This is a genomic window from Nonomuraea candida, from assembly GCF_000725485.1.
GTDB lineage: Bacteria > Actinomycetota > Actinomycetes > Streptosporangiales > Streptosporangiaceae > Nonomuraea > Nonomuraea candida.
Map to the genome: position 1 here is coordinate 1 of NZ_JOAG01000055.1, position 19,553 is coordinate 19,553.

Sequence of the window (19,553 nt, forward strand, 5' to 3'; positions counted from 1 at the left end):
GAACCCGGAAGTTAAGCTTCTCTGCGCCGATGGTACTGCACTCGGGAGGGTGTGGGAGAGTAGGTCACCGCCGGACAATTTTTGGGAAGGCCCCGACGCCGCGCGTCGGGGCCTTTCTGCGTTTCCGGGGGTGTGTGCCGGCGCTTTGGGAGCCGGGAGACCGAGGGCTGATGGCACTGGGAGCCGGGAGGCTGGGGGCCGGCCGCCGGGGCCTGGGGCTGAGGGGTGTGGCGGGAGTCGGCCGGCCTGGATGCGGTCGGGCGGGTTGTTCGTTCGGGGCTCCGACATCTCGGGGCCCTTTCCGCGTTTGGGGCCCGGCGTGTGGGGTCGGCCTCCTGCGTGGGGGCAGGTTCCTCCGTGTGCTGGCAGGTCCGGTGGTCGCGGATGGGCGTGGGCGGGTCGGGGTTTTGGGCATGCAATGAGGGCCACCCCCAGCAGCCGAGGTGGCCCTCTCTTGCGTTCGGGGACCGGTACGGTCAGGCGCGCTGCCACAGGGCCGGCACGTTGGGTGGTTCCCAGCCCGCCTGTGACAGGTGCCTCTGGAGGCACCGGTAGCTCGCGCCGCCATACGTGACCTGGTCACCCGCCTGGTAGGTCACCCCAACCCGCCAGGTTCCGCCGCCCGGAGGCGGGCTTGTCGGTGGGTCCGTGGGCTGGCTGCCCGGGACGTTGAGGACGAAGTCGAAGGTGGCCTCCCGCCCCGAGCCGACCGTGCGGACGGTCATGAGGAGTCGGGGGTCGAAGATGGTGTCGGTGTTGTTGCGGGGCTCACCGGGGAAGTAGAGCTGCGTCGTCAGAATGGGACGGCCGGGGGCCTGGGCCTTGACGTGGATGTGCCTCGTACGTCCCGGGTAGAGGCCGGGGACGATGGTGGTGAGCTTGAAGGCGCCCTGGGCGTTGGTGTACTGGTGGCCGCGAAAGTTGTAGGTGACGTTGTCGTAGGCGCCGTTCCTGTCGGCCTGCCAGAAGTCCAGCAGCACGTTGGCCAGCGGCTGGCAGGCCAGGTTGAAGACGTACCCGCTGACGGTGAGCGCGGTGCCCGTGCCGGGCAGGACCGCGCGCTGCGGGGAGTTCGGCTTGAAGTACGGGCCCTCCATCTGCGGCGGCGTAGGGTCGTCGCCGTCGTCGCAGTAGGGGGTGGGAGTGAGCGGCTCGCCGGCCTCGGCGATGTGCCGGGCGAGCGCCGGGGCCTGTCCGATGAGTAAGGGAACAGGTGTCGCTATGAGAGCCGCTTTGAACAGCGTCTTCCTGCTGATGCCGCCTTGCTTGTCGGCGCGGGTGTTCTCGCCTTCCACGATGGCCTCCTCTTGAGCGGCCCGCCGGGGGGTAGGGCAGGCTGTTTCCCAAGGTGGCACCTCGGCCGTCGCAATCGGTACCCTCCATTTTTCTATATGTTTCGCAATATGTTCGACCCGGGTACGGACCGCTATCGGCGGTCAGTAGGGTTGAAGGGTGGATTATCGAGCGGTTGAACGCGCGATCATGGATCGTGGCGTCGAGTGGGATTTCGAGCCGACGCTCGACCGGATCGCGGCTCTCCTTGACCTGCTCGGCTCGCCGCAGCGGGCGTACCCGGTCATACACATCGCCGGCACCAACGGCAAGACCAGCACGGCGCGGCTGACCGAGGCGCTGCTGCGGGAGCGCAACCTGCGCGTGGGCAGGTTCACCAGCCCGCACCTGGTGTCGATGCGCGAGCGGATCACCGTGGACGGTGAGCCGCTGAGCGAGGAGCGGTTCGCCCAGGTCTATGAGGAGGTCATCCCTTATGTGGAGATGACCGACACGCAGGGGCGGCGCATCCAGTTCTTCGAGCTGCTGACGGCCATGGCGTTCGCGGCGTTCGCCGACACCCCGGTCGACGTCGCGGTCATCGAGGCCGGCATGGGCGGCTCCTGGGACGCGACCAATGTCGCCGACGGCACCGTTTCGGTGATCATGCCCATCTCGCTCGACCACACCGACCGGCTCGGGCCCGACATCCCCAGCATCGCCTCGGAGAAGGCCGGCATCATCAAGCCCGGCTCGACGGCCGTGCTCGCCCAGCAGGAGCTGGCCGCGGCCGAGGTGCTCATGCGGCGCGTGGCCGACGTCGGCGCGGTCGTCGCGCGCGAAGGGCTGGAGTTCGGGGTGCTCAGCCGCGAGGTGGCGATCGGCGGGCAACTGCTCACGCTTCGCGGGCTCAAGGGCGTCTATGACGAGGTCTACCTGCCGCTGTACGGCGCGCACCAGGCGAGCAACGCCGTCTGCGCGCTGGCCGCCGTGGAGGCGCTGACGGGAGGTGACGACCCGCTCGACGTCGAGCTCGTACGCCAGGCGTTCGCGCAGGCGTCGTCCCCGGGCCGCATGGAGGTCGTGCGGCGCACCCCCACGGTCGTGGTCGACGCCGCGCACAACCCGGGCGGCATGCAGGCGACCCTGGAGGGGCTGCACGAGGCGTTCGACTTCGCCAAGGTGATCGGCGTGGTCGGCGTCATGCGCGACAAGGACGTCGACGGGCTGCTGGAGCTGCTGGAGCCGATCCTCGACCAGATCGTCGTGACGCGGAACTCCTCGCCCAGGTCCATGACCGCCGAAGAGCTGGCGGCCCTGGCCGTGCCGCTCTTCGGGGAGGAGCGCGTCCACGTCGTCGAGCGGCTCGACGACGCCATCGACAAGGCGATCGGCATCGCCGACGCCGAGGGCGAGTTCAGCGGCACGGGCGTGTTCATCACCGGGTCCGTCGTGACGGCGGGTGACGCGCGGCTGCTGCTCAAGGCGGAGGGCACCCGATGAGCTTCGAGGTCACCCCGGGCATGCGCAGGCTCGGCGGCACCGTGCTCGGCATGGAGGCCATCGTGGTCGGGCTGAGCACTCCCGTGGCGATCAGCGTGGGCGGGGTCGCGCCGGGGCTGGCCGTGACGGTGGGCATCGGCCTGGCCGTGCTCTGCGTGGTCGTCGCGGGCCTGCTCAAGCGGCCTTTCGGCTACATCGCGGGCAGCGTCGTCCAGGTGCTGGCGATCTGCACGGGCTTCGTCGTGCCGATGATGTTCTTCCTCGGCGCGCTCTTCGCGGCGCTGTGGATCACGGCGATTATCGTCGCTCGGCGTGTCGAGGGCGCTACTTCCCGCTAAAGTCGGCCTACATGGCCGTCCCCCCGATCCAGCGGCCGCCGTCTCCGGCGCGCCTCCGACACCCTTGGTCGCTCGACATCCTGCTCGGGCTGATCGTCGTGGCCGCGCTGCCCCTGGCGGTGGTCGCGATCCCCAACACCCTCTCCGTCGTCGCCGGGCTGCTGCCCCCCGGCCTCGACCAGGCCGGGCTCATGTGCGCGAACGGGCTCGCCCTGCCCGCGCTGATGCTGGCGGTGCCACTCGCGGCCGCGCTCTCGCGGCGCATCCCGGTCGCGCACCTGCTGGTCGGCGGGCTGGCGCTGGTGGCGCTGTCCGACGCGGCGGGTGGCTACGCGAGCTCGGAGCTCCTCGTCGGCGTGGTGCGGGTGGTGCGCGGAGTCGGGTCGGGGTTCGTGCTGGCGGTGACGCTGGCGGCCGTCTGGGACCGGGCGCCGGTCCTGCGAGCCCTGTGGGTGGGCATGTTCGGGCTCAGCCTGCTCGCGGCGCAGGCGCTGGCGTTGTGGCCGCTCGACGAGGTGAGCAGCTGGCGGGTCACGCTGCAGCCGTACCCGCTGGTGTCGGGGATCACGCTCGGCCTGGCGGCGGTTCACCTGGTCGCGTGGATGGCGCTCGGGCTGCCCGCCGCGCCCGTGCCCGACCTGCGCGAGCGCGGCAGGCTGCTGCTGGCCGCGGTGCCCGCCGCGGCCATCGCGGTGGCGGCGATCAGCACGGCGAGCGAGGGCTGGCGGGCGGGGCCGGTCATCCTGCTGGCCGTCGTGGCGGTCGTGGGGCTGATGGTGCTGGCCTCGATCGGGGGTGCGGAGAGCCGGACGCTGGCGTACACGATGGTGGCGGTCGGCGTCGTGCTGCTGCCCAGCGCCGCGCAGGTCACGCTGGTGGAGATGGGCGGTCTCGGCGGGCCGGGGCTGCGGGGGCTGTGGGTGCCCTACACCGTGGCAGGGCTGCTCGCGATCGCCGCGTCGGTGGTGGTGCGGCTGTTCACGCGGGCGGCCGGGCGGTGGCTGGCGCCGCTGGGGCTGCTGGCCATGGTGGTCGGTCTCTGCTCGGTACGGCTCGTGGTGCCGTCCCCCGACGGGCTGGTGCTGGCGGTGCCGTTCAGTCTGCTGGCGGTGGGGGCGGCGGTGGCGCTGACGGCCGCGCTGCAGGAGGTCGGGCTCGGCACGGCGGCGTTCGGGTTGTCGCTGGGCTGCGCCGGGGTGCTGACGGGGTTCCTGCTGGGCACGGGTGTGCAGATGTGGATGCTCGACGGGGTGCGGTCGGCCCAGGAGCTGGTGGACAGGTTCGTGGGGGCGCTGCACTGGTGGGCGTTGATCGGCGGGTTCCTCGTGGTGGCGATCATCGTGCTGGCGTCGGTGATGGCGCGGCGGTCCGGGGCGGGGGCGGCGGCGCGTGAGCCGGTGCCGCCGCCGGTTCCCTGCGGGGGGATGCCCGCGCCTGCGCCCGCGGCCGCGCCCGCGCCCGCGCCCGCGCCTGCGGACGTGCTGCTCGTGCCGGCGCCCGGCAACGGGCAGGGCGATGAGCGCGGCGACGAGCACGGGGCCGGCGGGAGTGCGGACGGTCGCGGTGCGGACGGTCGTGGTGCGGACGGTCGTGGTGCGGACGGTCGTGGTGCGGACGGTCGTGGTGCGGACGGTCGTGGTGCGGACGGTCGTGGTGCGGACGGTCCGGCCGGGAACGCCTTCGACAAGGTCGGGGCCGTGTCCGAGGAGCGTGAGCGGGGGCAGGAGCCCGCGGTGCCGCCTCAGGGGCAGTCGCCGGAGGAGGGCTCCACTTCGGGTAGTTCTTCCTAGCTTCGTGAAGTTCTTCCTGCAGACGTGCATGCCTGGGCTGGGGTGCCTGGGCTGGGGTGCCTCGGCCGGGGTGTCTAGGCTGGGGTGCCTGGGCTGGGTGCGCGGGCTCGTGGCCTGGATTCGGCGCCTGGATATGGCGCCTGGGCCAGGTGTCCGGGTCGCCCCGATCGCTTCCGGGCGTTCCCAGGGGTGCTCCCAAGGGTGTTGCTTCGCGTGCCTTGCCGGCGGAAACGAGGGCGGGGGCGGAAACGGTAAGCTGAGGGCCCTGCCACCGCGGCGCGTGTCGCGCGTCCCAGCGGCCGGGCCCCGCGCCTGATGCCGCGACCCACTCTGTTCGAAGGAGAACTTCAAGTGTCCGAGCGCACTCTTGTCCTGATCAAGCCCGACGGGGTAAAGCGCGGCCTCATCGGTGACGTGATCGCCCGTGTGGAGCGCAAGGGCCTCAAGGTCGTGGCGATGGACCTGCGCACCCTCGACGCCGAGACCGCCAAGGCGCACTACGCCGAGCACTCCGAGCGGCCGTTCTTCGGTGAACTCGTCGAGTTCATCACCTCGGGGCCGCTCGTGGCCATGGTGCTGGAGGGCCCCCGCGCCGTCGAGGCCTTCCGCGCGCTGGCCGGCGCCACCGACCCGGTCAAGTCGGCTCCCGGCACGATCCGCGGCGACCACGCCCTGGAGATCGGCGAGAACGTCGTCCACGGGTCCGACTCGCCCGAGTCGGCCGCGAGGGAGATCAAGATCTTCTTCCCGGACCGGTTCTAGTACCTCGATCCGGAGCTTCCGCGCCCGCTCAGCCGCCCTCGGCTGGGCGGGCGCGCCGCGTTTCGTGCCCTGGCGCCGTTTTCCCTGCCCTGCCCTCCCTGCCCCGTCCCGTCCTGCCGTGTCCTGCCCTGCCGTGTTCTTGTCCTTCTCGGCCTCTCTAGCCCCTATATCGCGCTATGTAGACCCATTTAGTCCCTTTTGTGTCACCTCTGGACTTTGCATCCTCTCTGGGCCCCCTCGGGCCCTTCTATGCCCCCTCTTGGTCCCCGGTGTGTTCTCTTCGCGTCGCCCTGCGTGCCCGGCCGCGGCCGCCCGCGCGCTCTCCGCGTCCCTCCTGGCGCCCCTGGTGTCGTGTGGTTCTGGTTCGAGGGCGGGAATGATGTGTTTCGCCGATGGCGGTATTCCTGAGGGGCCGGGGGCTGAGGGGCGGTCGCCGGGGCCGGATTCTGTCGGTGGGCTGCCGTAGGGTTTCTCGCGGTCGGTTCTTGGCGCGATCCGCCGCGCGATCGGATGTTGTGGTGCAATCCGGGCAAAATTGCGGTTGAGGTAGGGGCTGGAGATTTTTGATTGGCGCGGTGGCTCATTGCGCCCAGAGGTGGGTACGTCACGTTACGATTCGAATTCGATCCGTAGTCATTCGCTAACGACGTTACGGAGGGCTCCGTTCCCCATGGGCAGCAAGCTCGCGTTCCTCGGCCGTGACATGGCGGTCGATCTGGGCACCGCCAACACGTTGGTCTACGTGCGCGGCCGGGGCATCGTGCTCAACGAGCCGTCCGTCGTAGCGATCAACACCGTGACCGGCAAGATCGTCGCGGTCGGCATCGAGGCCAAACGGATGATCGGCCGCACGCCAGGCAACATCATCGCGGTCCGTCCGCTCAAGGACGGCGTGATCGCCGATTTCGACGTCACCGAACGGATGTTGCGCTATTTCATCCAGCGCGTCCACAGACGGCGGCATTTCGCCAAGCCGCGCATCATCATCGCGGTGCCCAGTGGCATCACCAGCGTTGAGCAGCGGGCGGTGAAGGAGGCCGGCTACCAGGCCGGCGCCAGGAAGGTCTACATCGTCGAGGAGCCCATGGCCGCCGCCATCGGGGCCGGCCTGCCGGTGCACGAGCCCACCGGCAACATGGTGGTCGACATCGGCGGCGGCACCACCGAGGTGGCGATCATCTCGATGGGCGGCGTGGTCACGAGCCAGTCGATCAGGATCGGCGGCGACGAGCTCGACCAGGCGGTGATCGCGTTCGCCAAGAAGGAGTTCTCGCTGATGCTGGGCGAGCGCACCGCCGAGGAGATCAAGATCGCGATCGGCTCGGCCTGCCCGTACGGCGAGGAGTCGCACGCGGAGGTCCGCGGGCGCGACCTGGTCAGCGGGCTGCCCAAGACGATCATCGTGTCCAGCGAGGAGATCAGGAAGGCCACCGAGGAGCCGGTCAACGCGATCGTCGACGCGGTCAAGACCACGCTCGACAAGTGCCCGCCCGAGCTCTCCGGCGACATCATGGACCGCGGCATCGCGCTCACCGGCGGCGGAGCCCTGCTCAAGGGGCTCGAAGAGCGGGTCAAGAACGAGACGGGCATGCCCGTGCACCTGGTCGACAACGCGCTCGACTCCGTCGCCATCGGCTCCGGCAAGTGCGCCGAGGAGTTCGAGGCGCTGCAGCAGGTCCTGGTTCCGGAGTCGCGACACTGATGAGAGACTCGCGCCGTGCCCGGCTGATCCTGGGAGTGCTGCTGACGGCGGCCCTGATCATCCTGACCGTCGACCACCGCACCGGGGACAGCTCACCCCTGCGCCCGCTGCGCGCGGCCGGGTCCTATCTGTTCGGCACGGCGGAGCAACTGAGCGGCGGGGTCGTGCGCCCCGTGACCACGTTCGTGCAGGCGATCCTGGCCGCGCCGGCCGCCAGGGAGCACATCGAGGCGCTCAAGGAGGAGAACGCCAAGCTGCGGGCGGGCCTGCTGACGGGCAAGCTCGACGCCGAGCGCGCCAAGGAGCTCCAGCGGCTGCTCGGGCTGGCCGGCACGGGCGGCTACAAGGTGGTGCCGGGCAACGTGATCGCCAGGCGCGGCCAGCCGGGCTTCGAAGAGGCGGTGCAGATCGACGTCGGCACCAATGACGGGGTGCGGCCGGAGATGACCGTGCTCAACGGCGACGGGCTGGTGGGGCGGGTGCTGCACGCCTCCTCGCGCACCTCGACGGTGGTGCTGCTCAGCGACCCCGCCTCGGCCGTGGGGGCGCGGCTGGAGAAGGGCAAGGAGATCGGCGTCGTGCACGGGGTGGGGGAGAACGGGCGGCTCGTGCAGTTCCGGCTGCTCGACTCCACGGCGCCGTTGAGCAGGGGCGGGCGGATCGTGAGCTTCGGGTCGCAGCACGGCAGGCCCTACGTGCCCGGGGTGCCGATCGGGGTGATCGAGCGGGTGGAGTCCACGCCCGGCGAGCTGACGCGGGTCGCCTACGCCCGGCCGTACGCGGATCTGACGGCGCTCGACGTCGTCGGCGTGGTGGTCGAGCCGCCCAGACGCGATCCACGCGACGCGGTGCTGCCGCCCAAGGAGGGCTCACGGTGATCGGGGGCGTTTCCGTGGTCCTGGCGCTGCTGGCGCAGGTGATGCTCGTCAACCGGGTGCCGCTGCCCGCCGGCGGCGCGCCCGACCTGGTGCTGCTCGCCGTCGTCGGCGCCGCGCTGGGCAGGGGGGCCGCGCCGGGGGCGGTGCTCGGGTTCTTCGCCGGGCTGCTCGTCGACGTCATGCCGCCGTCGGCGCACCTGGTGGGCCAGTACGCGTTCGTGCTGGCCCTCGTCGGCTACGTCGCGGGGCGGGGCGCGGGCGGGCCGGTGACGACCGTCGTGTTGTGCGTGCTGATGGCGCCGCTGCTGGCCGCGGCCGTGGGCGGGCTGATCTCCGACCCGCGGGTGACGATGTCCACGCTGACCGAGCAGGTGCCCGTCACGGTGGTCTACACGCTGGTGGTCTCGCCGATCCTGGTCTGGCTGACCGCGTGGGGCAGACAGGCGAGGTTCTCGACATGATGAGGATGCGGGCCCGGTTGCTGGTGTTGCACGTGCTGGTGCTGACGCTGCTCGTCGTGCTGGCCGTGCGGCTGTGGCAGGTGCAGGTGGTGCGCGGGCACGAGTTCGTGACCCGGGCCACCGAGACCAGGACACGTGCGGTGATCGTGCCGGCCGTGCGCGGGCAGATCCTCGACTCCTCCGGCCGGCCGCTGGTGCGCAACAAGACCGCGCTCGTCGTCTCGGTGGACAGGACCCGGCTGTCGAGGATGAAGGACGGCGGCGTCAAGGTGCTGCGCAAGCTGTCGGCGGTGCTCGGCCGGCCCGTGTCCGACCTGCAGCAGCGCATCAGGCCCTGCGGGCCGGGCGTGGGCAAGCCGTGCTGGACCGGCTCGCCGTACCAACCGGTTCCGCTGGACGAGAAGGTCGACACCCGTGAGGCGCTGCAGATCCTGGAGCGGCAGGAGGAGTTCCCCGGGGTCACCGCGGAGATCCACTCGGTCAGGCAATATCCGGGCGGCAGGGCCGGGGCGCAGATGCTCGGTTACCTGCAGCCGGTCACCGAGGCGGAGCTGGAGAAGCGCGAAGGGCTGAAGGCCAGCTTCTCCGGCGTGGACCTGGCGGGGCGCGACGGGCTCGAATACGTCTACGACGACGCGCTGCGGGGCAAGTCGGGGCTGCGCAGGGTGCAGGTCGACCGGATGGGCAAGGCGCTCGGCGTCGAGGAGCAGATCACGCCCGTGCCCGGCGACCACCTGGTGACCAGCATCGACTCGCGGGTGCAGGCCGTGACGGAGAAGGCGCTGGCGCGGGCGATGAAGTCGGCCCCGGCGGCCGACGGTGGCGCCGCGGTCGTGCTCGACGCCCGTACGGGGCGGGTGGTGGCTCTGGCCAGCGCGCCCGGTTACGACCCGGAGATCTGGGCGGGCGGCATCTCGGCGCGCGGCTACCAGTGGCTGCTGTCGGAGAAGTCCGGCAAGCCGCTCGTGTCGCGGGCGATCAACGGGCAGTTCGCGCCCGGCTCGACGTTCAAGATCTCGTCCGTGGCGGCGATGCTGCGGGCCGGCTACCCGCTCAACGGCACCTACTCCTGCCCCGGCTCCTACGCGGTGGGCGGCCGGGCCTTCAACAACTTCCGCGGCATCGCGCTGGGCTCGCTCTCGCTGCACACGGCGCTGGTCAAGTCGTGCGACACGATCTTCTACCGGGCCGCCTACGAGCAGTACCTCAAGGACGGCGGGCGGCATCCGAAGCGGAAGCCGAAAGAGGTGTTCGCCAACATGGCCAGGGCGTTCGGGTTCGGCCGGCCGACCGGCGTGGACCTGCCCGGCGAGTCGCCCGGCCGCATCCCCGACCGGGCCTGGAAGAAGGAGTTGTGGAACCAGACGAGCGCGACCAACTGCGAGCGGTCCCGCAAGGGCTATCCCGAGGTGAAGGACCGGGCGCGGGCGGAGTTCCTCAAGCGGCTGGCGCTGGAGAACTGCACCGAGGGCTTCCTGCTGCGGCCGGGTGACTCGGCCAACTTCTCCATCGGGCAGGGCGACGTGCTGGTCACGCCGATGCAACTGGCCAGGGCGTACATGGCGCTGGTGAGCGACGGCAAGCTGCGCAGCCCGCGCATCGGATGGGCGCAGGTGCGGCCCGACGGCAAGGTGGTCAGGACCATCCCCGTGCCGGTGGTGGGCAAGCTGCCGCTCAGCGAGAAGGAGCGCCTCTACATCAAGAACGCGCTGAGCCAGGTGGCCGCCGACGGCACCGCGGCCGGGGCCTTCGCCGGCTTCCCGATGAACAAGGTGCGGGTGGGCGGCAAGACCGGCACCGCGGAGGTGTGGGGCAAACAGGACACCTCGTGGTTCGCGTCGTTCGCGCCGACGAAGAACCCCCAGTACGTCGTGGTCGCGATGATCTCCCAGGGCGGCATGGGCGCGCAGACGGCGGCGCCGGCCGTGCGCGAGATCTACGAGGGGATCTACGGCATCAAGCGCAAGCCCGCCGTGCCCGGCGGGCGGCTGACGACACGGCTGCCCACGTTCGCGCCCGACGGATTGGTGGCCGGGGGATGAGCACGCGGACGATCGCCATGCGGCGTCCCTCGCTGCTGCGGCGCATCGCCGGGGAGGACTCCACCGTGCGGCGGCTCGACGGCGTGATGCTGGTCGCGGTGGCCGGGCTGTGCGTGATCGGCACCCTGCTCGTGTGGTCCTCCACCAGGACCTGGGCGCCCGGCTCGACGGGGCTGGTGAAGAAGCACCTGCTCAACGAGACCATCGGCGCGGTGATGTGCGGGCTGGTGGCCATGGTCGACCACCGGGCCATGCGGGCGTACGCGCCCCTGGTGTTCCTGGTGTCGCTGGTGGGGCTCGGGCTGGTGATCACGCCGCTGGGGGCGACGATCAACGGGTCGCACTCGTGGATCCTGCTCGGCGGGGGGTTCGCGGTGCAGCCGTCCGAGTTCGCCAAGGTCGGGCTGCTGCTGATCATCGCGATGCTGCTGGCCCAGCCGGCCGAGGGCACCGATCGGCCGCGCGGGCTCGACGTGGCGCTGGCGCTGCTCGCCGCCGCGATCACGATGGGGCTGGTGATGCTCCAGCCCGACCTGGGCACGGCGATGGTGCTGGCGGTGATCACCGCCGCGGGGCTGATCATCGGGGGTGTGCGCAAGCGGCTGATCGCGCTGCTGACGCTGATCGCGGGCCTCGGGGTGTTCGCGGTGTTCTACTTCCAGATGCTGGAGCCGTACCAGGTGGCGCGGTTCACCGCGTTCGTAGATCCGAGCGTGGACCCGCGAGGGGTGGGCTACAACAGCACCCAGTCGATGATCGCCATCGGTTCGGGGCAGTTGCTGGGCAAGGGGCTGCTCGAGGGCGGGCAGACGACCGGGCGGTTCGTGCCGGAGCAGCACACCGACTTCATCTTCACAGTGGCGGGGGAGGAGTTCGGGTTCCTCGGGTCGGTCACGGTGGTGCTGCTGCTCGGGGTGGTGCTGCTGCGCGGGCTGAAGATCGCCAGGCAGTGCGAGGACAGGTTCGGGACGCTGGTGGCGGGCTCGATCGTGTGCTGGTTCGCGTTCCAGACGTTCATCAATGTGGGGATGACGATCGGGATCATGCCGATCACCGGGCTGCCGCTGCCGTTCGTGTCATATGGGGGCACCGCCACGTTCGCGAATCTCATCGCGGTCGGGTTGTTGCAGGCCATCAAGATGCGAAGACAGGCCTTCAGTTAGCCGTGCGTCCTCAGGGCTCTGGCGGTGCGTGCTTCCCGCTGCCCGTGGACCACCCGCACGACCTCGCCGGGTGTCGTCGCCGCCGAGCTGACGTGTCACGAAAGGCGGTTCTCGGCGGAAATGACGCTGACATCCCCGGACCTGCCACTGTCTGATCGCCGCTACCCTTGAGGGTATGTCTGTCGAGTCGATTTTCCACCGCCTGGAAGCGCTGCTGCCGAAGGTGCAGAAGCCCATCCAGTACGTCGGGGGTGAGCTCAACTCGACCGTCAAGGAGTGGGACTCGGCCGACGTGCGGTGGGCGTTGATGTATCCGGACGCCTACGAGGTCGGCCTGCCCAACCAGGGCGTGGCGATCCTCTACGAGATCCTCAACGAGCTCCCCCGCACCCTGGCCGAGCGCACCTACGCGGTCTGGCCGGATCTCGAGGCGCTCATGCGGGCCGAGGGCGTGCCGCAGTTCACCGTCGACGCGCACCGGCCGGTGCGCGCCTTCGACGTGCTCGGCGTGTCGTTCTCGACCGAGCTCGGCTACACCAACATGCTGACCGCGCTCGACCTGGCCGGCATCCCGCTGCCGGCCGTCGACCGCGGCGAGGACGACCCGATCGTGCTCGCGGGCGGCCACGCGGCCTTCAACCCCGAGCCCATCGCCGACTTCCTCGACGCGGCCGTGCTCGGCGACGGGGAGCAGATCTCCATCGCCATCACCGAGGTCATCCGCGAGTGGAAGGCCGAGGGCAGACCGGGCGGGCGTGACGAGCTGCTCATGCGGCTCGCCGAGTCCGGCGGGGTCTACGTGCCCAAGTTCTACGACGTCGAATACCACCCCGACGGTCGCATCAAGCGCGTCGCGCCCAACCGGGCCGACGTGCCGTGGCGGGTGCACAAGCACACCGTGATGGACCTCGACGAGTGGCCCTATCCGAAGAAGCCGCTGGTGCCGCTGGCCGAGACGGTGCACGAGCGGTTCAGCGTGGAGATCTTCCGCGGCTGCACGCGCGGGTGCCGGTTCTGCCAGGCGGGCATGATCACGCGTCCGGTGCGCGAGCGGTCCATCACCACCATCGGGGCGATGGTCGACAACGGCATCAAGGAGTCCGGCTTCAACGAGGTCGGCCTGCTGTCGCTGTCGTCCGCCGACCACTCCGAGATCGCCGACGTGGCCAAGGGGCTGGCCGACCGCTACGAGGGCACCAACACCTCGCTGTCGCTCCCCTCGACCAGGGTCGACGCGTTCAACATCGACCTGGCCAACGAGTTCTCCAGGAACGGCAGGCGCTCGGGCCTGACGTTCGCGCCCGAGGGCGGCTCCGAGCGCATGCGCAAGGTGATCAACAAGATGGTCACCGAGGAAGATCTGATCCGCACCGTCACCACCGCCTATTCGCAGGGGTGGCGGCAGGTCAAGCTCTACTTCATGTGCGGGCTGCCCACCGAGCAGGACGAAGACGTCCTCGGCATCGCCGACCTGGCCAAGAAGGTCATCCAGGCGGGCCGGGAGGCGACCGGCAGCCGCGACATCCGCTGCACGGTCTCCATCGGCGGCTTCGTGCCCAAGCCGCACACCCCGTTCCAGTGGGCCGGGCAGGCCGACCACGAGACCGTCGACCGGCGGCTCAAGGCGCTGCGCGACTCGCTCAGAGGCGACAAGCAATACGGCCGGGCCATCGGCTTCCGCTACCACGACGGCAAGCCGTCCATCGTGGAGGGCCTGCTGTCGCGGGGCGACCGCAGGGTCGGCGCCGTGATCAGGGCCGTCTGGGAGGACGGCGGCCGGTTCGACGGCTGGAGCGAGCACTTCTCCTACGAGCGCTGGATGTCGGCGGCCGAGAAGGCGGGCATCGACGTCGACTGGTACACCACGCGCGAGCGCGAGGAGAACGAAGTCCTCCCGTGGGACCACCTCGACGCCGGGCTCGACCGCGAATGGTTGTGGCAGGACTGGCAGGAGGCCGTCTCCGGCGGCGAGGTCGAGGACTGCCGCTGGACGCCGTGCTACGACTGCGGCGTCTGCCCGACCATGGGCACCGAGATCCAGATAGGCCCGACGGGGCGGAAACTCCTTCCTCTTACGGTGGTCTAGCGCGCTCAGTGGGCGAGCCGTGTCTCGGCGTACACGTACATACGCCGGAGCGGCTTATCCTGAGACGAAGGAACTCTTACAAGGGAAGGACGACAAGCTCTGAAACCTGTTCCCGAAGGGCCTCCGCCCGCGCCCACGGTGCAACGCCTGCGTGTGCGTTACGCCAAGCGCGGCCGCCTGCGCTTCACCAGCCACCGCGACATCTCGCGAGCCGTCGAGAGGGCGGTTCGCCGTGCCGGCATTCCGGTGGCCTACAGCGCGGGCTTCTCGCCCCACCCGAAGATCTCCTACGCGGGCGCGGCGCCGACCGGCGTCGCGAGCGAAGCCGAATACCTCGAGATCGGTGTCACCACGCCGTGCGATCCCGCCCGGGTCAGACAGGACCTGGACGAGTCGTTGCCGCTTGGGCTCGATGTGCTCGACGTTGTGGAGGCGGGTCCCGGAGGGCTGGCCGACCGCTTGGAGGTCTCCGACTGGGAGGTGCGGCTGCCCGGTGCCGATCGCGAGCTCGCCGAGGTGGCGGTGGAGAAGTTTCTCGCGGCAGGCACGGTGGAAGTCGAGCGCCTGACCAAGAAGGGCCCGCGCCGCTTCGACGCGCGGCAGGCCGTCCTGGGGCTCACGGTGTCCGAGGGAACAGACAGAACCGCAGCTCAGGTGCAGGGAGGGCCGTGTGTCATACTGCGCATGGTTGTTCGGCACCTTACGCCTGCCGTTCGACCCGACGATGTGCTCACAGGGCTGCGCCTTGTGGCCGACTTCGCGCCGCCGGTTCCCCCCGAGGTGACCAGGCTGGCGCAGGGGCCGCTCGACGCGAGCACCGGTGCGCTTGCCGACCCGCTCGACCTGGACCGCGAAACCACGCGCGGCGGCGAGGCGGGACCGGCGGGTGAGCACGTCGCCGGTTAAGGAGGTGTCCGGCACGAGCCGGGCACGACCGCTGACAGGACTTGGCGTCGGCGCTTTCTTTGCGGGAGCGCCGGCGGACAACGAGACACGAGGGCTCCTGCGCGGCGCGGCGACGCGCCCGGGAGCTGACGGGAGAGCGCCCGCATGCTCGACAACGAGCCCAACGCCGGGGCCACTGGCCCTGACGGGGAGACAATTGAACAGCCCGAGGTGACCAGGCGTCGCCGCTCCGCCAGCCGCCCCGCGGGTCCTCCGCCGGAGTTGCCGGAGGAGCCTGCCGCAGTCCCGGTGACCGTGGCGGCCGCGCAGGCCGCGCCGCAGGTGGCCGAGGTGCAGCCGGTGCAGCGGACCGCGGCCCAGCGCGCCGCGGGTGAGCCCGCGCCCGAGCTGGAAGAGGGCAGCCCGGCCGAGGCCGCCATGGCCGAGGCCGTCGCCGAGACGGCGGCGGAGAAGCCGAAGCGCGCCACGAGGACCCGGTCCACCGCCACGACGACGCGGCGGCGTACGACGAAGAAGGCCGCCGAGGCGCAGGAAGCCGCGGGAGCGCTCCCGGAGGGCACGGCCGCCGAGGCCGGCGCCACGGGAGCCGAGCCCGTCACCGGCCCGGTCGAGCCGGCGCAGACCGTCTCGGGGACCGCCGAGCCCGCCCAGCCCGTCACCGGGCCGGTCGAGCCCGCCGCGACCGCGCAGCCCGTCACGGGGCCGGCGGAGCCGGGCGCCGAGGCCGCGCAGCCCGTCACCGGGCCTGCCGAGCCGGGCGCCGAGGCCGCGGAGGTCGTGGAGGCGCCGGTGAAGCGGCGCAGGACGCGTAAGAAGGCAGAGGAGGCCCCGGCGCCGGTCGCCGAGGTGCGCTCCGTCGAGGACTCCGCGGCCCGGGCCGGTGCGCCCGTGGCCGTTCCGGCCGAGGGCGCCGAAGTGGCGGCGCCCTCCGGCGGTGGTGAGGCGGCCGCGCCGTTCGGTGATGAGACCGGTATCGCGACCGAGCCCGCCGCCCGCCGTACGACGCGCCGCCGGGTTCGTGGCGCCGCCGCGGACGCGGTGACGCAGGCAGGACAGGACGACGCCGCCGCGCAGGCCGGCGAGGCTCCGGTCACCCGGAGCCGTAAGACTCGGGCGCGGGGCGGCGAGGCTCCGGCCGCGCAGGCCGGTGAGACTCCGGCCGCACAGACCGGCGACGCCCTGGCCGGGCCGGTCGGCGGGACTCCGGCCGGATCGGCCGAGGAGGCCCCGGCGCGGGCCAGTGAGGTGCCGGCGGCAGCCGGTGCGGGAACGGTCACGGCCGGTGTCGCGGCCGGCGACGAGGGTGTCGGCGAAGGTGTCGGCGAGGACGTCGGCGAGGACGCGATCGGGTCCGAGGACCTCGGCGTCGATGAGGACATTCTGGAGATCCTGCCCGAGGACGAGCCGCTCGACGACGAGCCCGCCGGCGAGGACCTCGACGAGGAGAACGACCGGCCGAGCCTGCTCGCCGACCCGTTCGGGCTGTCCGCGCGCAGGCAGAGCGAGCCGGGCACCGCGTTCCAGCGGCCCGCCGCCATCTTCGCGCCGCTGTTCCAGGCGCCCGACCCCAGCCAGGCCAAGCCCGCCGCCGTGCGCAGGGCCGAGCCGCTGCCCGTCGCCGAGCCCGAGGAGGCCGAGGAGGCGGAGGAGCCGGTCGACGAGACGGTGAGCGAGGACGAGAGCGACCTCGACACCTCCGACGAGCAGGAAGAGGAGGGCGGCGGCCGGCGTCGCCGCCGTCGCAGGGGCGGCAGGGGCCGTGGCAAGGCCCGCGAGCGCGACGAGTCCGACGAGGGCGAGGAGTCCGAGGACGAGGGCGACGAGGAGCAGGCGGAGGAGGGCCAGGAAGAGGAGGTCTCCTCTTCGCGCCGCCGTCGCCGCCGCCGTCGCCGGGGCACCGAGGAGGGCACCGAGCCGGCCGGCGACGACCCGCCGAACACGGTGGTGCGCATCCGCGCGCCGCGCTCCGGCCGTACGACGGCGCTCGACACCGCCTCCGACGGCGTGCAGAGCGTGCGCGGTTCGACCCGCCTGGAGGCCAAGAAGCAGCGCCGCCGTGAGGGGCGCGAGCTGGGCCGCAGGCGTCCGCCGATCATCACCGAGTCGGAGTTCCTGGCCCGCCGCGAGTCGGTGGACCGGATGATGGTGGTGCGCCGCCAGGGCGACCGCACGCAGATCGCGGTGCTGGAGGACGGCGTGCTCGTCGAGCACTACGTCAACCGCGAGGCCAGCCAGTCCTACGTCGGCAACGTCTACCTCGGCAAGGTGCAGAACGTGCTGCCCTCCATGGAGGCGGCGTTCGTGGACATCGGCAAGGGCCGGAACGCGGTCCTGTACGCCGGCGAGGTGAACTTCGACACCGTCGGCATGGAGGGCCAGCCCAAGCGCATCGAGTCGGCGCTGAAGTCGGGCCAGTCGGTGCTCGTGCAGGTCACGAAGGACCCGATCGGCCACAAGGGCGCCCGGCTCACCTCGCAGATCAGCCTGCCGGGGCGTTACCTCGTGTACGTGCCTGACGGGTCGATGACCGGCATCAGCCGCAAGCTGCCCGACAAGGAGCGCACGCGCCTCAAGAGCATCCTGAAGAAGGTCATGCCGGAGAACGCGGGCGTGATCGTGCGTACGGCGGCCGAGGGCGCCTCCGAGGAGGAGCTGGCCCGCGACGTGGCCCGGCTGTCGGCCCAGTGGGAGAACATCCAGAAGAAGGCCAAGTCGGCCAGCCCGCCCGAGCTGCTGTCCGCCGAGCCCGACCTGACCATCCGGGTCGTGCGCGACGTGTTCAACGAGGACTTCACCAACCTGGTCGTGCAGGGCGACGACGCCTGGGACACGGTGGACGAGTACGTCAAGTACGTCGCCCCGCACCTGGCGGAGCGCCTGTCCAAGTGGGACGGCGAGCAGGGTGACGTGTTCGAGTCGTACCGGATCGACGAGCAGCTCGCCAAGGCGCTGGAGCGCAAGGTGTGGCTGCCGAGCGGCGGCTCGCTGGTGATCGACCGTACCGAGGCGATGACCGTCGTCGACGTCAACACCGGCAAGTTCACCGGCCAGGGCGGCAACCTGGAGGAGACGGTCACCAGGAACAACCTGGAGGCGGCCGAGGAGATCGTCCGTCAGCTCAGGCTGCGGGACATCGGCGGCATCATCGTCATCGACTTCATCGACATGGTGCTGGAGTCCAACCGCGACCTCGTGCTGCGGCGGCTGCTGGAGTGCCTGGCGCGCGACAGGACGAAGCACCAGGTGGCCGAGGTCACCTCGCTGGGGCTGGTCCAGATGACGCGTAAGCGGGTCGGTCAGGGCCTCCTGGAGGCGTTCTCGACGCCGTGCGAGTGCTGCAACGGGCGCGGTCTGCTGGTCTCCACGGAGCCGGTGGAGAGCAAGCCCGAGCCGCGCGGCACGCAGGGCAAGATGGCGGTCGAGAAGGCGGTCTCCGACAAGGTTTCCGCGGCCAAGGACTCCGCCGGGCGTGATACCGTGACCGGTGCGCTGGAAGACGTCCCGGCCGAGGACGACCAGGCAAGCCAGACTTCCGGCAGAGGGCGGCGACGCTCCCGCCGAGCCAAGTCGGCCGAGTAGCCGCTCGGCGGACTTCCGACGATCCGTCCGGTTCGCCTAGGGCACCGTTAATCCGGTACCCTGGTGAATCGGTGCGTCAGGTGACGTGCCCTGTTGGCGCGCTTACTCGGTTCGTCGGTTTGAGACAGGCCGAATGACAGGCGCAGCATTCGGCGGTCGCCTCTTCGTGAGGCGGCCGAGGGTCGAAATGAATCAACAGTGAGTCAGTAGAAGGGTTCCGCGGTGTACGCGATCGTTCGTTGCGGCGGCAGGCAGCAGAAGGTCTCCGTCGGTGACGTCCTCGAGGTGGACAAGGTCGCCGGCGAGGTCGGCTCTTCGGTTTCGCTGCCGACGGTGCTCGTCGTCAACGACGGCGATGTGACCACGGAGGCGGGCAAGTTCACGGTCAGCGCCGAGATCCTCGGCGAGACCAAGGGCCCGAAGATCCGCATCCTCAAGTACAAGAACAAGACCGGTTACAAGAAGCGCCAGGGTCACCGTCAGCGGTACACCCAGGTGAAGATCACCGGTATCGAGCAGGCCTGAACGGGAGTTTGAGAGATGGCACACAAGAAGGGCGCGTCGTCCACCCGGAACGGTCGTGACTCCAACGCCCAGCGTCTGGGCGTCAAGCGCTTCGGTGGCCAGCTGGTCAACGCGGGCGAGATCATCGTCCGCCAGCGCGGCACCCACTTCCACCCCGGTGACAACGTGGGCCGTGGTGGCGACGACACGCTGTTCGCGCTGGCCGCCGGTCACGTGCAGTTCGGTGTCAAGCGCGGCCGTCGGGCCGTGAGCATCGTCCCCGTCGCGGAGTAGGGGTTCCTCCTTCTCCTTCGACCTCGGGTTTGTTGCTTCAGGGGTGGATCGACTCGATCGGATGTCGATCCACCCCTTGGCGTTTCCCGGGGTGACCGGTGCCCGGCGGCCGATGGCCGGGCGGGCTCCGGCGGGACGGAGGACGAAGCCGGCCGGGGCCGCATGCCGCGACCGGGGCTCCGTGATGCGGGCCTGCCGTGGAAGAGGGGCGGGCGCGGTGGTGTTCATCTCTTCAGACCGGATGAGAACGGGCTGAACCAGCCCGGCCGGTGC

Annotated in this window: 15 protein-coding genes and 1 rRNA gene; 15 read left to right on the forward strand and 1 reads right to left on the reverse strand. The window is 70.9% G+C overall.

The features are described from left to right. Window positions 1-76, forward strand: a 5S ribosomal RNA gene (gene rrf, locus IO39_RS37870); the annotation flags it as partial. Window positions 77-476: 400 nt separating this feature from the next. Here rrf and IO39_RS37875 read toward each other — a convergent pair. Beyond that, window positions 477-1,295, reverse strand: a complete 819-nt coding sequence (locus IO39_RS37875) for a dioxygenase family protein (RefSeq protein WP_043634347.1) — start codon at window positions 1,293-1,295, stop codon at window positions 477-479. A 187-nt stretch (window positions 1,296-1,482) separates the two neighbouring features. On the opposite strand from IO39_RS37875, the gene IO39_RS37880 reads away from it, so the two are divergent. The 14 genes from IO39_RS37880 (at window position 1,483) to rpmA (ending at window position 19,280) form a co-directional block, all read left to right on the forward strand. Then, a complete protein-coding gene (locus IO39_RS37880; RefSeq protein WP_052423891.1) occupies window positions 1,483-2,775 on the forward strand; it encodes a bifunctional folylpolyglutamate synthase/dihydrofolate synthase in 1,293 nt (430 codons plus the stop codon). Continuing rightward, window positions 2,772-3,113, forward strand: coding sequence for a DUF4233 domain-containing protein (locus IO39_RS37885; protein WP_084774185.1), 342 nt, complete (start codon window positions 2,772-2,774; stop codon window positions 3,111-3,113). The genes IO39_RS37880 and IO39_RS37885 overlap by 4 nt, the downstream gene beginning before the upstream one ends. A gap of 11 nt (window positions 3,114-3,124) precedes the next feature. Next, window positions 3,125-4,903 carry a hypothetical protein gene (locus IO39_RS37890; protein ID WP_043634353.1) on the forward strand — a complete coding sequence of 593 codons (1,779 nt, stop codon included), beginning with the start codon at window positions 3,125-3,127 and terminating at the stop codon, window positions 4,901-4,903. A gap of 315 nt (window positions 4,904-5,218) precedes the next feature. Next, window positions 5,219-5,665, forward strand: coding sequence for a nucleoside-diphosphate kinase (gene ndk, locus IO39_RS37895; protein ID WP_084774187.1), 447 nt, complete (start codon window positions 5,219-5,221; stop codon window positions 5,663-5,665). Window positions 5,666-6,335: 670 nt separating this feature from the next. Then, window positions 6,336-7,367 (forward strand): rod shape-determining protein, encoded by a 1,032-nt coding sequence (locus tag IO39_RS37900; protein WP_043634358.1) that lies wholly within the window; start codon window positions 6,336-6,338, stop codon window positions 7,365-7,367. Further along, complete coding sequence (gene mreC / locus IO39_RS37905) at window positions 7,367-8,245, forward strand: rod shape-determining protein MreC (protein ID WP_052423892.1); 879 nt, start codon at window positions 7,367-7,369, stop codon at window positions 8,243-8,245. Before IO39_RS37900 ends, mreC begins: the two co-directional genes overlap by 1 nt. Then, the gene (gene mreD / locus IO39_RS37910) at window positions 8,242-8,706 is read left to right on the forward strand and encodes a rod shape-determining protein MreD (protein ID WP_043634361.1); all 465 of its coding nucleotides are present in this window, start codon (window positions 8,242-8,244) and stop codon (window positions 8,704-8,706) included. The genes mreC and mreD overlap by 4 nt, the downstream gene beginning before the upstream one ends. After that, the gene (mrdA, locus tag IO39_RS37915) at window positions 8,703-10,748 is read left to right on the forward strand and encodes a penicillin-binding protein 2 (RefSeq protein ID WP_043634364.1); all 2,046 of its coding nucleotides are present in this window, start codon (window positions 8,703-8,705) and stop codon (window positions 10,746-10,748) included. Before mreD ends, mrdA begins: the two co-directional genes overlap by 4 nt. Then, window positions 10,745-11,911, forward strand: coding sequence for a rod shape-determining protein RodA (gene rodA, locus IO39_RS37920; RefSeq protein WP_043634367.1), 1,167 nt, complete (start codon window positions 10,745-10,747; stop codon window positions 11,909-11,911). Before mrdA ends, rodA begins: the two co-directional genes overlap by 4 nt. Window positions 11,912-12,086: 175 nt before the next feature. Further along, window positions 12,087-13,997 carry a TIGR03960 family B12-binding radical SAM protein gene (locus IO39_RS37925; RefSeq protein WP_043634370.1) on the forward strand — a complete coding sequence of 637 codons (1,911 nt, stop codon included), beginning with the start codon at window positions 12,087-12,089 and terminating at the stop codon, window positions 13,995-13,997. Between the two features lie 153 nt (window positions 13,998-14,150). Continuing rightward, window positions 14,151-14,903: a TIGR03936 family radical SAM-associated protein gene (locus tag IO39_RS37930; RefSeq protein ID WP_245642522.1), complete on the forward strand. Its 753-nt coding sequence runs from the start codon at window positions 14,151-14,153 to the stop codon at window positions 14,901-14,903. 288 nt (window positions 14,904-15,191) lie between these two features. Continuing rightward, entirely contained in the window at window positions 15,192-18,482 is a 3,291-nt protein-coding gene (locus IO39_RS37935; protein ID WP_245642523.1) for a ribonuclease E/G, read from the forward strand. A gap of 222 nt (window positions 18,483-18,704) precedes the next feature. Then, window positions 18,705-19,007, forward strand: a complete 303-nt coding sequence (gene rplU, locus IO39_RS37940) for a 50S ribosomal protein L21 (RefSeq protein WP_043634375.1) — start codon at window positions 18,705-18,707, stop codon at window positions 19,005-19,007. Between the two features lie 15 nt (window positions 19,008-19,022). After that, a complete protein-coding gene (gene rpmA / locus IO39_RS37945; RefSeq protein ID WP_012893687.1) occupies window positions 19,023-19,280 on the forward strand; it encodes a 50S ribosomal protein L27 in 258 nt (85 codons plus the stop codon). Window positions 19,281-19,553: the final 273 nt, after the last annotated feature.

Coding starts and splice junctions, on each gene's coding strand:
- IO39_RS37880 (WP_052423891.1), top strand. CDS start 1,483: ATGGATCGTGGCGTCGAGTGGGATTTCGAGCCGACGCTCGACCGGATC.
- IO39_RS37885 (WP_084774185.1), top strand. CDS start 2,772: ATGAGCTTCGAGGTCACCCCGGGCATGCGCAGGCTCGGCGGCACCGTG.
- IO39_RS37890 (WP_043634353.1), top strand. CDS start 3,125: ATGGCCGTCCCCCCGATCCAGCGGCCGCCGTCTCCGGCGCGCCTCCGA.
- ndk (WP_084774187.1), top strand. CDS start 5,219: ATGCCGCGACCCACTCTGTTCGAAGGAGAACTTCAAGTGTCCGAGCGC.
- IO39_RS37900 (WP_043634358.1), top strand. CDS start 6,336: ATGGGCAGCAAGCTCGCGTTCCTCGGCCGTGACATGGCGGTCGATCTG.
- mreC (WP_052423892.1), top strand. CDS start 7,367: ATGAGAGACTCGCGCCGTGCCCGGCTGATCCTGGGAGTGCTGCTGACG.
- mrdA (WP_043634364.1), top strand. CDS start 8,703: ATGATGAGGATGCGGGCCCGGTTGCTGGTGTTGCACGTGCTGGTGCTG.
- rodA (WP_043634367.1), top strand. CDS start 10,745: ATGAGCACGCGGACGATCGCCATGCGGCGTCCCTCGCTGCTGCGGCGC.
- IO39_RS37925 (WP_043634370.1), top strand. CDS start 12,087: ATGTCTGTCGAGTCGATTTTCCACCGCCTGGAAGCGCTGCTGCCGAAG.
- rpmA (WP_012893687.1), top strand. CDS start 19,023: ATGGCACACAAGAAGGGCGCGTCGTCCACCCGGAACGGTCGTGACTCC.